This is a genomic window from Microcystis sp. 0824 (assembly GCF_003112475.1).
GTDB classification, from domain to species: domain Bacteria; phylum Cyanobacteriota; class Cyanobacteriia; order Cyanobacteriales; family Microcystaceae; genus Microcystis; species Microcystis aeruginosa_C.
This window is the reverse complement of sequence record NZ_BDSM01000046.1, coordinates 103,948-118,436: the sequence shown is the minus strand read 5'-3', so window position 1 is coordinate 118,436 and position 14,489 is coordinate 103,948. Positions and strand designations below refer to the sequence as shown.

Sequence of the window (14,489 nt, the reverse complement as noted above, 5' to 3'; positions counted from 1 at the left end):
GGGATTAGGTGGGTTGCAGTAAGCGCCAACTGACCGTGACTAGAACCGTATAAAGCAGTATTTTTAGGGCATTTTTGGGGAAATATTCCGATAATCTTGCTCCCACTACTACCCCCGGTATCCCACCTAACCAGATAGGAAGTACCAGATTCCAATCTACCGTTCCTAATCCCAGATGACCAATGGAAGTACAGGTTAAGAGGATGGACGCTTGCGATAGATCTGTACCGACTAATTTGCGAGAATCAAGGTGAAAAAAGGTCATCAAGACCAATGCAAATAAGGAACCACTGGAAATACTGGTTAAACCGACCAAATAGCCTAAAACTGCTCCTAATATCGTTGTTTTTATCTGACCAGAGCGAGTGGTTAAATCTAATTTTGGCCAGGACCAAGGGGACAAATCGGGAAAAAATAAGGAGATTAGTAGTTCTAGGGCCGCTAGGACAGTCACGATCATCAAGACCAGACCGATGATAGGAGGCAACCATTGATCGAGATTGAGGGAGCTATTCTGCTGAAAATAGCGAAAACCGACTAATCCTAACAGAGAACCGGGTACACTGCCAATTACTAGCCATTTTACTACCTCTAAGTCGATCGTTTGCTGTTGCCAGTGACGAACAGTGCCGACCACTTTCATCAACCCGGCCGCCACCACATCGGAACCCACTGCGGTGGTAGCGGGAACCTGAAATACAAAGATCAATAGGGGTGTAATCAGGGATGAACCGCCAATTCCCGTTAATCCCACGATAATTCCGATAAAAAAGCTAAATATTGTCAATAAAGAATAGTCCATTTTTGCCTCAGTCGTCTCTTTTCTCCGGTGTGTTTCTGGTGGTTAAGAGACAAAATTAGTTAATTAAGCCTTTAGAACCGACTAAAAGAGTAAAAAACAGTAATAGTAAGCTTTTATCGCTGTTTAATCTTTTTAGTCTCTGTTTATAACCAGTAATCTCCCGAATCGAAACTTAATTTTTTTGCTATCTTGTAAAATGTAATTGTATTTTAATACGATTGAGATTAAATCATAGTTAAAATACGGTCAAACCCTATACATTTTTTTGCCAGAGGATTAGCTACCGTGAGTATCATCATCGAGCAAGTATCGAAAAAATTTGGAACCTTTACCGCTTTAGACCACATCAACCTAGAGATCAAATCGAATCGTCTGGTGGCACTGCTGGGGCCGTCCGGTTCGGGAAAAACCACCCTCCTGAGAGCGATCGCAGGATTAGAACCCCCCGACACAGGCAAAATTATCATCAACGGCAAAGACACAACCCATTTAAATGTCAGAAAAAGGAATATTGGCTTTGTTTTTCAGCATTATGCGCTTTTTAAACACCTGACGGTGCGTCAGAATATCGCTTTCGGTTTAAATATCCGCAAAGCTACCCCCGACTACATTCAAAAACGAGTGGACAGTCTCTTGAGTTTAATTCAATTGCAGGGATTAGGCGATCGCTATCCGGCCCAACTATCCGGGGGTCAACGTCAACGGGTTGCCCTGGCCCGGGCCTTAGCGGTGGAACCAGAAGTATTATTATTAGATGAGCCTTTTGGGGCCTTGGATGCCAAAGTTAGAAAAGAGCTGCGGGTTTGGTTGCGACAGTTACACGAGGAGGTCCATGTCACCAGTGTTTTTGTCACCCACGACCAAGAGGAAGCCATGGAAGTGGCCGACGAGATCGTAATTTTCAATGAGGGTAAAATCGAACAGGTGGGAACTCCCGATCAGGTGTACGATCATCCTGCCTCCCCTTTTGTGATGAGTTTTATCGGCCGGGTGAATGTTGTACCACCGACCTCGGCTGCACTGTTCGAGCAGCTTGGGGGGGGTACTAACGGAGTCAAGATTTTTATTCGTCCCCACGACCTAGAAATTCTCTCTTCTCCCAATGGGTCTAGCATTGCGGCAAAAGTCGAGCGTATTATCCATCTGGGTTGGGCCATCGATGTGGAATTAATTCTACCCGATCGCTCTCTCCTGATTGCCCATCTGAATCGAGAACAACTGGATCAACTGCACCTCAAAGTCGGGGAACAAGTTTATGTTCGTCCTCGGGATGCTCGCGTTTTTGCCTAAAAGTCAGCCTTATTGTTAGTGCCTGACGAAGGTCCCAATAGGTGTAGGGTCATGAATGCACAAGGCTGCTGGTAGCTTCGCATCATGTCCCTACACACCCCTAGTAGTCTTATGCAAATAATACTAAATCCGTTGAGTATAGGCTACATATCAGGAGAGGCAATAAATAATCAGTTTTTAATAACTGGATTTCGTATAAATTAAAAGCTACCAACTCCAGGCCACAAAAGGTTTCTATCCAGCGATCAAAGTTTTGCTGATCCGCTAAACTTTTAATCGATGATACCAGTTTAGTTTTGATACCTTGACATTTAATCGGGGGAACAATGACGGTTGTTTTCATTAACAACTAATAAAGAATTAAATGAATACACTGGGGGAAACATTGAAAGTCTCTCCTAAAATTTTCCCTTGAGCTTCACTAATCGATCGCTTGCCTTTAACAATTTCTGAAACCACACCCTTAGAACCAATTTTACCTACTAAATCAGCTTGTTTCATGTTGTTAGCTGACATTAAGTGTAATAATACTTCCCTCGGTGAAGCTGGTTCGGGTTGAGGTTGTTTGGCATCAAAATCCTTAATAATTGTCGCCATTAATTTAACCATCGCGGTTTCTTCTGGTAGTCGCTCCTGTTTACTAATTAGATTAAGGAGAAGATGACGCGCTGTTACTGCTTAACTTAAACCAGCGATTTTAACCAACTGTACCAAGCATCTAAACCTTCTCCAGTGGTAGCGGAAACTTGAAAAACTTTCAGATTGGGATTAACTTGATAGGCGTAATCTAAACAGCGATCGAGGTTAAAATTAACGTAGGGTAGTAGGTCTATTTTTGTCAAGATCATGACTTGAGAAGCGTGGAACATATAGGGATATTTAATCGGTTTATCTTCTCCTTCGGTGACGGAAAGAATGACAACTTTGGCATTTTCTCCCAAATCAAATAAAGCAGGACAAACTAGATTACCGACATTTTCGATCATCACTAAAGAATTCATCGGTGGATCGAGTTCGATTAATCCTCTCTCTACCATTGATGCTTCTAAATGACAACCGGTTCCAGTATTAATTTGGATAACCTGACAACCGGTTTCACTAATTTTTTGGGCATCATTGGCAGTTGCTTGATCTCCCTCAATCACACTGATAGGAATAGTGGTTTTTAAATCGGCAATTGTGCGAGTTAACAGGGTAGTTTTTCCCGAACCGGGGGAAGAAACCAGATTAAGGGCAACAGTTTTTCTACCCTTCAACCAACCGCGATTTTGTGCCGCTAACAGATTATTTTTTGCCAGCAGATTTTGCTCAACTTGGAGAGTGGTATGATGAATTTGAGCGTGAATTTCTGCGGGATGATGGGGATGATCATGATCGTGATCGTGATGGCTATGACTAATAACAGTACCATCGGCTAAAATATGTTCATGGGTTCCCGTTTGCGGATTAGTTACCGTCACTTCCGAGTTATCAGAACAACCACAGGTTACACACATAAGGATTCTGTCTCCAAGGATTTGAGATTTAATTCTTGACCCTGTAAAATGATTATATTACGACTACCACATCGATCGCAGATTCCGTAGGGATATTCTAGTTCTAGCTCATTTCCGCAATCTTGGCACTGTCCTAAACCAGAAATTTCCAGGATCTCTAACATTGCCCCCTCTATATTAGTACCTTGACAACAGGTATCAAAACAAAAAGCGATCGATTCTGGCATAATTGCCGTTAGTTTACCAATCTCTAACACCACGCGCTTAACTTTCATTCCTCGGGAATGTTCTAAGGCAAGTTCGATAATATTTTGGGTGATTCCTAGTTCGTGCATTTTCAGTTATCAGTTATCAGTTATCAGTTATCAAGGAAATTTCAACTAAAACCCCAAAACCCCAACTATTTGAGGGTTCAAAACAGCAAAAATAAGGATTAAATTGCCTAAAATCTGTAAATAGACCATTTAATTGATTATTATTCATTTTTAATTCTCCTGACTACTGACTACTGACTACTGACTACTGACTCCTGACTTCTAACCCTAACAACAAACTTTTTCAGCAAACCCTAATTAACATATTCTCGGTAATTGTTCACCGACTAACATATCGAGAATCCTTTTCGTGCCGAAAGGGGTTTTTAAGTAAACTAAATTGGGGGAAGAAGCGACGACTTCCCCGATAGAAGCGGCATTTTTACCGTCAGGATGGGAGCGCATCACTGCTAAAACGCGATTTTCCGCCTCTGGTGGCACGACAAGGACTAATTTGCCCTCATTTGCCAGATAAAGCGGTTCTAAGCCCAATAATTCGCACATTCCGCGCACTTCTTCCCGGATGGGGATCGCCGTTTCCTGTACCTGTATTCCCACCCCTGAACTTTGGGCGAATTCGTTTAAAACTGTGGCTAATCCGCCCCTAGTGGCATCCCGCATCGCTTTAACTTCCGGGCAAACGGCCAGAATTGCAGAAATTAAAGAATTCAGGGCTTGACAATCGCTTTCGATTGTGCATTGTAGGTCTAATTCGCCCCTAGCAATCAGAATGGCGGCACCGTGATCCCCCAGAAAACCGTTAATCAAAATGCGATCGCCAACTTGTAAATTATTCGCCCCGGAATTGATTCCGGCTGGAATTACTCCGACTCCAGAGGTATTAATAAATATTTGATCCCCTTGTCCCCTGGGAACGACTTTTGTATCCCCAGTGACGATTTTTACCGCTGCTTTTTCGGCGGCTATTTTCATGCTGGTAACGATGGTTTTTAGGGTGTCGATAGATAAACCTTCTTCGAGGATAAAACTACAACTGAGATAGAGAGGAATTGCGCCACCGACAGCCAAATCATTAACGGTTCCATTGACTGCTAAACTGCCAATATCACCCCCCGGAAAGAAGAGGGGAGAAACCACATAGGAATCGGTGGTAAATGCCAAGCGATCACCCATTTTAGCTAAATCTTTAATCTCAAATCGTGCTTGATCTTCAAGGGGTGCCAGTAGGTTATTATCAAAGTTATTAACGAATATCTCGTTAATTAAATCCCGCATTGCTTTGCCACCACTGCCATGGGAAAGAGTGATATTTGTGTCAGTAATTTTTGTTTTTTTTAATTTTAAAGAAGCTGAAGGAGTGCTAGTCATAGGTGAGGTAGGAAGTTATCGTTTTGAGGAGTCGGTGGTCGATAGCAAATTAGGTTAAACTTTATCTTAATCAGAAACGCTGTCATAGCTTACTGCTAGATTAGCTTAATGGGTTTCTGGTATTTCTCGCACTTTTTCTACAGTTAAGTCCAAGGCTTGAGCAATTTGTTCTACAGTGAAATTTAAAGACGATCAACGCGGCATAGATTCCAGTTTACCTTCTTTTCGTCTGAGCATCTCCCCCATGTCAGGGCGCTATAGCTGACAGTGAGTCGCTATAATAGAATTCGCCGATCGCTAACTTCTCCCTCGGTAAAATTTCTATGACTGGAAGACTGAACAAGCTACAACAAGATTTAAAGAACATAGAAACGGAAGTGGCAAATTTAGCCGAAAGAATGCGAGAAAAATACCGAATTTATCTTGATTTACTCGGTGAATCTCTCTATAAACAGGCGATCGGGGCAGTGTATTATATCTGTACCCGTTACTATGGGGGGGAATTTCTGGCTCTCTCCCACAGCAATCGTCAGAAACTGCAAGAGGAGATCAAAACTCTAGGACAAGAGGCTAAGGCTAGTTTACAGCAATTGGGCGAGCAGAGCTTCGATCGAGGGGCATTTTCAGGGGTAGGATTGCCAAAAAGTCCAGCAGAGACAGTTAACACCCCAGATTTCTTGAAACTTTTTCTAAACAAACCGGAAAATCTAGCCGCAACTGGAGAGATTAATAACCCCGATATTTTACTCCATTGTTGTCGAGTGCTGGAAAAAAACTGTATCGAGATTCTCAATCATCTCTCTAAACAAATTAATCAGCAACTACAAAAAGCTTATATTCTTCCCCCTCATCTACCCAGTCAAATTATCGATATGGCAATTGAAGCGGGAGAAGAAGGACAGTCTCTAGGTGGAGGAAATAATATGTTAAACATTCTAGTGGAGGCTAAAAACCCTGAACTAGAGGAAGAAAAAGATCAAGATGATGGGGATGATAAGGATTTTTCAAGTGGCAAAGTCACTAAAGTAACGGCGATTCATCTACGAATGGCTGAACTGGAATTTGCTGATACGCGCTTAAGTGTCGAAAGAAATCAAATTCGCTCCCTTTGGGAACAATTAAATCGTCTAGGAGAACAATATCATCGTATTCGCAAAGAATATACTATCGCTCAAGCGGAAGCGGCGTGGCGCAGTAGTTGGTATGATTAATCAGTTATAATTAAACAGAGGTATTAGGGAAACATAATACTAGGAAATTTGGAGTCAAGAGGCAATTATGAAAGGGGAAATACCCGACTGGGTGAGATTACAAAAAGCCTTATCTGTAGAAGCGGAAAAAGGTTATCCAGATCTTCAGGGAAATCAATACCGTTTTAGCGAGTTTTTCTGTCTTAGTTTCGGGGATAATCCTCCCGTGGGAATTGCCACCAGTGAGAGAAATCGCTGGCGAGAATTAGCCCAAAAATTTGCCCAATATCCCCAATTTAATCCTCAACAAAGACAACAATTAGTCGCCGAAACTCGCAATTTTTTGCAACAATTACGGCAAACTTTAGAAGCAACCCCCACCCCAAAAGAACCAGCTGCGGCGAAAATTATTAATACCACTCCCATCACGGCAAAGGCTAATTCTCCACGGCAAGTTACCCTCGAACAACCCTTGAAATATCTAGCGGAAGTGGGAGAGAGAAAAGCTGGTCTTTTAGAAAGATTAAACCTCCACAAAGTTGAAGATTTATTATATTATTATCCCCGGGATCATATTGATTACAGTCGTCAAGTCAATATCGCTAATTTAACCGAGGGGGAAACGGTAACTTTAGTGGGGAATGTCAAGCGCTGTAATTGTTTTACTAGCCCCAAAAATACCAAGTTAGCTATCTTTGAATTGCTCTTACAGGATCGCACTGGACAGATAAAATTAAACCGTTTTTATGCGGGAACTCGCTATACTAATCGTGCTTGGCAGGAAGGACAAAAAAAACTCTATACCGTCGGTTCAGTGGTGGCGGTTAGTGGTTTAGTCAAAGCGGGGAAATATGGGGTAACTTTAGAAAATCCTGAATTTGAATTATTAGACAGTTCTGGAGCAAGTATTGAGTCCTTAAAAATCGGGCGTATTCTGCCGGTTTATCCCCTCAGCGATGGAGTACCCGCCGACCTAATTAGGAAGGCTGTAGTCGCCGCTTTTGGGGCAGTAGAGGCGATAAAAGACCCCCTACCTTTCGGTCTAAGAAAACAATACGGATTAATCGATTTAAAAACAGCAATTACTAACATTCATTTTCCCAATAATTCCGAGAGCCTCAGTCAAGCGCGACGGCGATTAGTCTTTGATGAATTCTTCTTTTTACAATTGGGGTTTCTGCGGCGGCGGCAACAGTATCGTCAGACACAGAAAAGTGCTATTTTTAGTGCTAAGGGTCAACTAATTGATCAATTTAATCAGATAATTCCCTTTCAATTAACTAATGCTCAAAAACGAGTTATTGAGGAAATTTTAGAGGATTTAGATTCTAGCACCCCGATGAATCGTCTCGTGCAGGGGGATGTGGGTTCTGGCAAAACAATTGTCGGAGTTTATGCTATTTTAGCAGCCCTACAATCTGGTTATCAAGCGGCATTAATGGCTCCCACGGAAGTTTTAGCAGAACAACATTATCGTAAGTTAGTTAGCTGGTTTAATCTCTTACATTTACCAGTAGAATTATTAACTGGTTCCACAAAAACCGCTAAACGGCGAGAAATTCACGCCCAATTGGAGACAGGAGAATTACCACTTTTAGTGGGAACTCATGCCCTAATTCAAGATGCAGTTAATTTCCGCAAATTGGGGTTAGTTGTTATTGATGAACAGCATCGCTTTGGGGTACAACAAAGGGCAAGATTATTAAGCAAAGGAGAGTCTCCCCACGTTTTAACCATGACAGCAACACCGATTCCCCGTACTTTAGCTTTAACCCTACATGGGGATTTAGATGTGAGTCAAATTGACGAATTACCCCCCGGCAGACAACCGATTCAAACCACCGCTTTAAATGGGAATCAAAGAAGGGCTGCCTATGATTTAATTCGCCGTGAAATTGCCCAAGGCAGACAAGCTTATGTGATTTTTCCCTTGATTGAAGAATCGGAAAAATTAGATGTGAGGGCTGCGGTGGAAGAATATCAAAATTTATCAGAAAAGATTTTTCCCAATTTTAATATCGGTTTACTCCATGGTCGCATGAGTTCCGCCGAAAAAGAGGAAATCTTAACAGCTTTTCGCGATAATATTCTACAAATTATTGTCTCAACTACGGTTATTGAAGTGGGGGTAGATGTTCCCAATGCTACGGTGATGTTAATTGAAAATGCCGAACGTTTTGGCCTTTCACAATTGCATCAATTACGGGGGCGTGTGGGCAGAGGTTCCCATCAATCCTATTGTTTACTTTTAAGTGGCAGTAATAGTGCTAATTCCCGTCAAAGATTGACGGTTTTGGAACAATCCCAAGACGGCTTTTTTATCTCGGAAATGGATATGCGATTTCGCGGTCCAGGGGAAGTTTTAGGACAACGACAATCGGGTTTACCAGATTTTGCCCTCGCTAGTTTAGTCGAGGATCAAGAGGTGTTAGTTTTGGCAAGAGATGCCGCCGAAAAAATTATGTTAGATGATCCCCATTTAATCACTTTGCCCAATTTGAAACAAGCTTTAGAAGCCAAATATCAACGGATGTTAGGAGCGGATATTTTAACTTGATTTTGGGAATTATGAATTATGAATTATGAATTATGAATTGTGAATTGTGAATTATGAATTGGGGAGTGAGGGGAGAAGGGAGAAGCAAATGGAGAGAATACATAAAAGCTGTCTCCTGTCTACTGTCTCCTGTCTCCTGACGACTGACGACTGACGGCTGATAGCTAAAATAACTGATAACTGATAACTGATTCAATTAACCAAATTTAATCATTTCTCGTCCTGCCATCACGGGTAATTCCCCTTTTAAAATTGGAATCAATGTCTCGCGAATTCTGTCCGCATCGGGGGGACAACCCGGCATAAAAATATCGATGGGAATGACTTGATGGACGGGCAGCACTTGATCTAATAATTCGGGAACGATACCGGGTTCTTCTGGTAGTTGAGGTGTGTTATCTCCTAACTCTAAATAAGCCCTTTTTAGCACGGGATCGGCAGTTCCTAACATATTCCGCATAGCGGGAACGTTAGCAGTTACGGCGCAATCACCAAAAGAAACGACGGTTTTGGTATTTTGGCGGACTAGATGAATTAGTTCTAAATTATCCTGATTAGCGATCGCTCCTTCCACTAAACAGACATCGACATTTTCCGGATAGGTTTTCAGATCGCAGCCGACAGGACTATACACCACGTCAACTTTTTCGGCTAATTCTAACAGCCATTCGTCCAAATCGAGGAAGGACATATGGCATCCCGAACAACCGGCTAACCAGACAGTAGCGAAGCGAATTTTAGACATAATTTTAATTACTTGATTGATATTTTTTGGCTGAGTTGCAATTTGGTGAAAAGGATCAAACGAAAAGAAATACTCTTTTAAGCTATTTTTGCCTCCTGGATAAATTCTTGCATTTTTTCCTCAAAGAAAGGGGCTAAATCTAGATTTTTCCAGTCTTTAAGTAGCTCAAAAATAATCGCCTCCGATGCAAAATTTCCCGTATAGGAAATAAAAGAAAAAGGACGTTTGCCGAAATTGAGCAAACAGCTTAAAATCGTGCAATGGTCTTTTACTCCAAAACCAAGAGAACAGGTTTGATCTCGATCTTTTACTCGCCAATTATCAGCACTTTTGGCATAAATATCTAGGGCAACTAAAGCGGAATCCACCTCTCTAGAATATTTAATTAAGAGCGAATACAAAACCCTAGGCTCTTGACTGACATCAGACAAAATTTCAATTACCCGACAAGGAATACTAGAAAATTGCGCCGTCAAATTGGAGAGAGACTGACACATTTCTAGGGCTTGCAGAAATTGCGATTCGGGTGATGTGGTCATAATTATCTTGTTTGCTGAATTGAATCGGACCAAGGATATTGTTTTTGTGCCAGTAAATGCGCTTGTTGCTGCGAAAAACCTCGATTAATCACTAAGTCAGATTCGTAGATTTCTTGACATCCTCGCCGCCGTAAAACGGACGGCGATTCCCAAACCTCACGATTTGGGTTTCTGCTTCTTTCCCGAAGGATTTTTCGCACCTGCCTTAACAGATTTACTCTGTTCTGGTCTTATGGTCGCTCTACAGACTGACACCGCAAGCCCTGCGGCCAAAATGTTTTTACTTGCGTTAATATCTCGGTCATGGTGAATCCCACAGTCTGGACAGTCCCATTCTCGAACATTTAACGGCATTTTCTCAGCAATATACCCGCAATTACTACACCTTTTAGAGCTAGGAAACCATCTATCTATTTCGATGTAATTTCTCCCATACCAAAGGCATTTATAGGCTAATTGACGAGTGATTTCTCCCCAACTAACGTCAGATATTGCCTGAGATAATTTCGGGTTTTTGACCATATTCTTGACGGCTAAATTCTCAACCACAATCGTTTGGTTTTCACGAACTAATTGAGTGGTTAGCTTATGTAGATGGTCTTTTCTACTATCGGTGATTTGAGCGTGAATTCTGGCTACTTTGATTCTTGCTTTTTCCCGATTTTTTGACCCTTTCTGTTTTCTAGAAAGGCTTTTTTGGGCCTTTCGCAGTCTCCGATAATGCTTTTTAAAATGCTTGGGATTAGACACTTTATCGCCATCGCTGGTAATCACAAGGCTACTAATTCCTAAGTCAATTCCAATGGCTTTATCTGTTACTGGGAAAGGCTTAATTGTTGGGTCATCAAATCTAATTGAAATATGCCAGCGTCCAGAAGGATGTAATCTGACTGTTACTGTGCTTGGTTCACAGCTTTCTGGGATTTGTCTTGACCATCGAATAGGTAAGGGTTCCGTGCATTTGGCTAAATAGATTTGTCTGTCTTTAAATTTAAAAGCAGACTTGGTAAATTCGGCACTTCCTCCCTGATGTTTTTTCTTAAAGTTAGGATACTTAGTACGACCAGCAAAGAAATTAGTAAAAGCTGTTTGTAGGTGTCTTAACCCTTGTTGTAAAGGTACACAGCTAACTTCGTTTAAAAAGTCTAATTCTTCTTGTTTTTTCCAATCGGTCAACATTGAAGAAGTTTGAGCGTAGCCTACTCTTTCTTGTCTTTCATACCAAGCTTGTGTTCTGAGATGGAGAGCTTTATTGTAAACTAATCTTACACAGCCCAAAGTGCGCCGCAATAGCGACTCTTGTTCGGGTGTGGGGTAAAATCGGTAAGAATAGGCTTTTTCCATGTCTCATATTTTAGCATATATTTCGTAAACGATGCTCATATTTAACAGTAAAGCCGTCGTAAAACGGCGGGGTTTCAGACCCAAATTTTCGATCGATCACTATCACCCTCCATCGATTACTTTAACGCGTCCATTGGTGTTCAGTCCTGGCGTTAACTAAAAATTCCAACTTCGATCGATCTTCCTCTTTTTCGGAAACGGCGGAACCCTTGCGGAATATGGCTCCCGTTGGACAAGCGGCAACACATTTGCCGCAGGAAGTACAGGCAGAAACGCTGCCCCAAGGCTGATCCATTCCCGCGATAATTTTATCTTTTTCGCCGCGATAAGCCAGATCCCAAACGTGCGCCCCTTCAATTTCATCACAGACTCGCACACAACGGGTACAGAGAACACAACGATTATGATCGATACCAAAAAGATGATGGGAAATATCTACTTCTCGCTTGGGAAAACGGTAGGGAAAACGACTATGATCCATACCCACTTCGATGGCTAAATCTTGTAATTCACAGTTACCATTAGCCACACAAACTGCACAAACGTGATTACCTTCAGCGAATAATAATTCCACTGTCATGCGGCGATATTCTTTCAGTTTTGGGGTATCGGTATGGATCACCATTCCTTCCGCCACCTCCGTTACACAGGCGGGTAATAATTTATTAATACCTTCAATTTCTACTAAACATAAGCGACAGGCGGCCACTTCGGAAACCCCATCGAGATGACAGAGAGCGGGAATTTTTATTCCTACCTGACTAGCTGCCGCCAGAACTCTCGAACCCGCTTCGATCGCTACATCTTTGCCATCAATACTTAAAGTGATTACGGACATAAAAATTATTCTCCTTGAGGATAATATCCCTCTCCTTCCCATAGGCCACAATTTGTGGCCTATTGTGGGATTTTTACAGAAAGTTTTAACTTAGACAATCGGCTAAGTCTTTTGCTGGGGTAGTAATCGGCTGCAGGTGATAGGTATCGGAGAGGAATTTCAGGACGTTAGGGGAGATAAATGCCGGTAAAGTTGGTCCCAGACGGATATTTTGAATACCTAGATGTAGCAGGGTGAGCAGTACAGCGATTGCTTTTTGTTCGTACCAAGAGATAATTAGGGAGAGGGGAATCTCATTGACGCTGACGTTAAAAGCGTTGGCTAATCCTAGGGCGATTTTGATGGCACTATAGGCATCGTTACATTGTCCTAAATCCATCAGCCGGGGTAATCCTTCGATACTACCTAATTGTTTGTCGAAAAAGCGGAATTTTCCACAGGCAAGGGTTAAAACGATGCAATCTTCGGGAACTTGTTCCACAAATTCGGTGTAGTAATTGCGATCGGGTTTTGCGCCATCGCAGCCGCCAACTAGGAAGAAGTGACGGATTTTACCCTGTTTAAGGGCATCAACCACCGTATCAGCGACACCGAGAACCGTATTGTGGGCAAATCCCACCATTACCTGCCGAGGTTCGCTTATTTCAGTAAATCCGGGCAATGATTGCGCTTTAGCAATCACGGGACTAAAATCGAACGCACCGTCCACTGTTTCTAAGCGGTTAATATGGGCATAACCCACAGGTCCGAGGGTAAAGAGTTTACTTTCATAGTTTTCGTGGGGGGGCATGAGACAATTAGTAGTTAAAACTATTGCCCCCGGAAACTTAGCAAATTCTTTAGTTTGATTTTGCCAGGCGGTGCCATAATGACCGTAGAGATGGGGATATTTTTCTTTTAGTTTTGGATAACCGTGGGCGGGTAATAATTCTCCGTGGGTGTAGACTGTTATCCCAGTATTGGCAGTTTGTGCCAGTAACGCTGCTAATTGTTTAATATCATGGCCGGAGACTAAAATGGCTTTACCTAGACGCGGATTTAAGGGAACATTTGTCGGTATGGGATGACCGTAGGTTTCGGTATGACCTTGATCTAATAATTCCATGGCCCGCAGGTTTGCTGCCCCGACTTTTAGACAGATTGCCACCCAATCATTCAGGTTTAAATCTCCCCGGTCAATCGCCGCTAAAGTCTCTTGGATAACCTGATAAACTGAGTCATCCTCTTGACCTAATTCCTGAGCGTGGAAAGTATAGGAAGCCAGACCTTTAACTCCGTAGATAGCGGTTAACTTTAGGGAAAAAATATCGAGGTCTTGTACTTTTTGAATTAGTTCTAAGGATACTTCTTGACCTTGGCTGACTAGGCTCTCATTAAAATTAGGCTGATAGTTAGCAAGTGCAGACCAGTCCAGCGATCCCAATTGTGCTTTTAAATTTTCCCGAATCTCTAAACAACGCTGAATATAATCGGTAAAACGTCTTTGATCGAAGTTCACATTGGTCATGGTGGCGAAAAGCGACTCGCAGGTAAAAATATCGGCTTCGCGAGTAGATATTGCCGCTTCTTTGGCTTTTAAAACCACCGATGCTAATCCCCGCAGACAATAAACTAATAAGTCTTGAACGGCGTTGACTTCGGGACTTTTTCCACAGGCACCCCACTGATGACAACCATTTCCACTAGCGGTTTGTTCGCATTGTTCACAAAACATAATGTTTCTCTCTTTTTTCAGTAGATTGACAGATTGTTGCGATTTGTTCTACTAAATTGAATTCTGCTTTTTTGAAAGTTAGTTATCAGCCCTCACCCGGCAGGAATTATGGATTTTACGACTGGAAAGCTTGTCTTGACAGCCTCTACTCTCTGAACTATGTTTTTATTCTCTCACTTTTTTTGCCAGTTGGGTTCTGATTTTAGATTTCCTCAAGAATTACTGATTAAACAATTATTTAGTTGTCTTATTAAATTAAGTATTTTTTGTGATTTTTATGATATAATGAGCGAGATTTTCGATTTTTAGGTGGGTATTTGCCAGTGTCATA

Annotated in this window: 13 protein-coding genes and 1 pseudogene; 3 read left to right on the top strand and 11 right to left on the bottom strand. The window is 42.0% G+C overall.

Annotated elements, in window-relative coordinates:
- Positions 1-4: 4 nt before the first annotated feature.
- Positions 5-802 (bottom strand): sulfite exporter TauE/SafE family protein, encoded by a 798-nt coding sequence (locus tag N0824_RS14380; RefSeq protein WP_108937247.1) that lies wholly within the window; start codon positions 800-802, stop codon positions 5-7.
- A 285-nt stretch (positions 803-1,087) separates the two neighbouring features.
- Here N0824_RS14380 and N0824_RS14375 point away from each other — a divergent pair, with 285 nt between their 5' ends.
- Positions 1,088-2,092, top strand: coding sequence for a sulfate/molybdate ABC transporter ATP-binding protein (locus N0824_RS14375; protein ID WP_108937246.1), 1,005 nt, complete (start codon positions 1,088-1,090; stop codon positions 2,090-2,092).
- Positions 2,093-2,201: 109 nt separating this feature from the next.
- On the opposite strand, the gene N0824_RS21390 is transcribed toward N0824_RS14375, so the two are convergent.
- The 5 genes and pseudogenes from N0824_RS21390 to hypE all read right to left on the bottom strand — a co-directional run bounded on the left by N0824_RS21390 (position 2,202) and on the right by hypE (position 5,231).
- Positions 2,202-2,435 (bottom strand): hypothetical protein, encoded by a 234-nt coding sequence (locus N0824_RS21390; RefSeq protein WP_002801989.1) that lies wholly within the window; start codon positions 2,433-2,435, stop codon positions 2,202-2,204.
- Between the two features lie 17 nt (positions 2,436-2,452).
- Positions 2,453-2,758, bottom strand: a pseudogene (locus N0824_RS14365) (type II toxin-antitoxin system HigA family antitoxin); the annotation flags it as partial.
- Positions 2,759-2,775: 17 nt separating this feature from the next.
- Positions 2,776-3,588 carry a hydrogenase nickel incorporation protein HypB gene (gene hypB, locus N0824_RS14360; protein ID WP_108937245.1) on the bottom strand — a complete coding sequence of 271 codons (813 nt, stop codon included), beginning with the start codon at positions 3,586-3,588 and terminating at the stop codon, positions 2,776-2,778.
- Complete coding sequence (locus tag N0824_RS14355) at positions 3,579-3,923, bottom strand: hydrogenase maturation nickel metallochaperone HypA (RefSeq protein ID WP_002732104.1); 345 nt, start codon at positions 3,921-3,923, stop codon at positions 3,579-3,581. Before N0824_RS14355 ends, hypB begins: the two co-directional genes overlap by 10 nt.
- A 237-nt stretch (positions 3,924-4,160) precedes the next feature.
- On the bottom strand, positions 4,161-5,231 hold the full coding sequence (gene hypE, locus N0824_RS14350) for a hydrogenase expression/formation protein HypE (protein WP_108937244.1): 1,071 nt from the start codon (positions 5,229-5,231) through the stop codon (positions 4,161-4,163).
- A gap of 323 nt (positions 5,232-5,554) precedes the next feature.
- Between hypE and N0824_RS14345 the strand changes: the two genes are divergently transcribed.
- Together N0824_RS14345 and recG are read left to right on the top strand one after the other, a co-directional pair.
- On the top strand, positions 5,555-6,442 hold the full coding sequence (locus N0824_RS14345; protein ID WP_108937243.1) for a hypothetical protein: 888 nt from the start codon (positions 5,555-5,557) through the stop codon (positions 6,440-6,442).
- A 67-nt stretch (positions 6,443-6,509) separates the two neighbouring features.
- Positions 6,510-8,978: an ATP-dependent DNA helicase RecG gene (gene recG / locus N0824_RS14340; protein WP_108937242.1), complete on the top strand. Its 2,469-nt coding sequence runs from the start codon at positions 6,510-6,512 to the stop codon at positions 8,976-8,978.
- Between the two features lie 196 nt (positions 8,979-9,174).
- On the opposite strand, the gene N0824_RS14335 is transcribed toward recG, so the two are convergent.
- The 5 genes from N0824_RS14335 to hcp all read right to left on the bottom strand — a co-directional run bounded on the left by N0824_RS14335 (position 9,175) and on the right by hcp (position 14,158).
- Positions 9,175-9,723: an oxidoreductase gene (locus N0824_RS14335; protein WP_002740992.1), complete on the bottom strand. Its 549-nt coding sequence runs from the start codon at positions 9,721-9,723 to the stop codon at positions 9,175-9,177.
- A gap of 77 nt (positions 9,724-9,800) precedes the next feature.
- Positions 9,801-10,262, bottom strand: a complete 462-nt coding sequence (locus N0824_RS14330; RefSeq protein WP_108937241.1) for a hypothetical protein — start codon at positions 10,260-10,262, stop codon at positions 9,801-9,803.
- Positions 10,263-10,418: 156 nt separating this feature from the next.
- Entirely contained in the window at positions 10,419-11,606 is a 1,188-nt protein-coding gene (locus N0824_RS14320) for an RNA-guided endonuclease TnpB family protein (RefSeq protein ID WP_108937239.1), read from the bottom strand.
- Between the two features lie 121 nt (positions 11,607-11,727).
- Positions 11,728-12,444: a bidirectional hydrogenase complex protein HoxU gene (gene hoxU, locus N0824_RS14315; RefSeq protein ID WP_108937238.1), complete on the bottom strand. Its 717-nt coding sequence runs from the start codon at positions 12,442-12,444 to the stop codon at positions 11,728-11,730.
- 85 nt (positions 12,445-12,529) lie between these two features.
- Positions 12,530-14,158 (bottom strand): hydroxylamine reductase, encoded by a 1,629-nt coding sequence (hcp, locus tag N0824_RS14310; protein ID WP_108937237.1) that lies wholly within the window; start codon positions 14,156-14,158, stop codon positions 12,530-12,532.
- Between the last annotated feature and the right edge of the window lie 331 nt (positions 14,159-14,489).

Bases quoted from the DNA above. Each gene is read 5' to 3' on its own strand.
- N0824_RS14380 (WP_108937247.1), bottom strand. From the start codon at position 802: ATGGACTATTCTTTATTGACAATATTTAGCTTTTTTATCGGAATTATC.
- N0824_RS21390 (WP_002801989.1), bottom strand. From the start codon at position 2,435: ATGAAAACAACCGTCATTGTTCCCCCGATTAAATGTCAAGGTATCAAA.
- hypB (WP_108937245.1), bottom strand. From the start codon at position 3,588: ATGTGTGTAACCTGTGGTTGTTCTGATAACTCGGAAGTGACGGTAACT.
- N0824_RS14355 (WP_002732104.1), bottom strand. From the start codon at position 3,923: ATGCACGAACTAGGAATCACCCAAAATATTATCGAACTTGCCTTAGAA.
- hypE (WP_108937244.1), bottom strand. From the start codon at position 5,231: ATGACTAGCACTCCTTCAGCTTCTTTAAAATTAAAAAAAACAAAAATT.
- N0824_RS14345 (WP_108937243.1), top strand. From the start codon at position 5,555: ATGACTGGAAGACTGAACAAGCTACAACAAGATTTAAAGAACATAGAA.
- recG (WP_108937242.1), top strand. From the start codon at position 6,510: ATGAAAGGGGAAATACCCGACTGGGTGAGATTACAAAAAGCCTTATCT.
- N0824_RS14335 (WP_002740992.1), bottom strand. From the start codon at position 9,723: ATGTCTAAAATTCGCTTCGCTACTGTCTGGTTAGCCGGTTGTTCGGGA.
- N0824_RS14330 (WP_108937241.1), bottom strand. From the start codon at position 10,262: ATGACCACATCACCCGAATCGCAATTTCTGCAAGCCCTAGAAATGTGT.
- N0824_RS14320 (WP_108937239.1), bottom strand. From the start codon at position 11,606: ATGGAAAAAGCCTATTCTTACCGATTTTACCCCACACCCGAACAAGAG.
- hoxU (WP_108937238.1), bottom strand. From the start codon at position 12,444: ATGTCCGTAATCACTTTAAGTATTGATGGCAAAGATGTAGCGATCGAA.
- hcp (WP_108937237.1), bottom strand. From the start codon at position 14,158: ATGTTTTGTGAACAATGCGAACAAACCGCTAGTGGAAATGGTTGTCAT.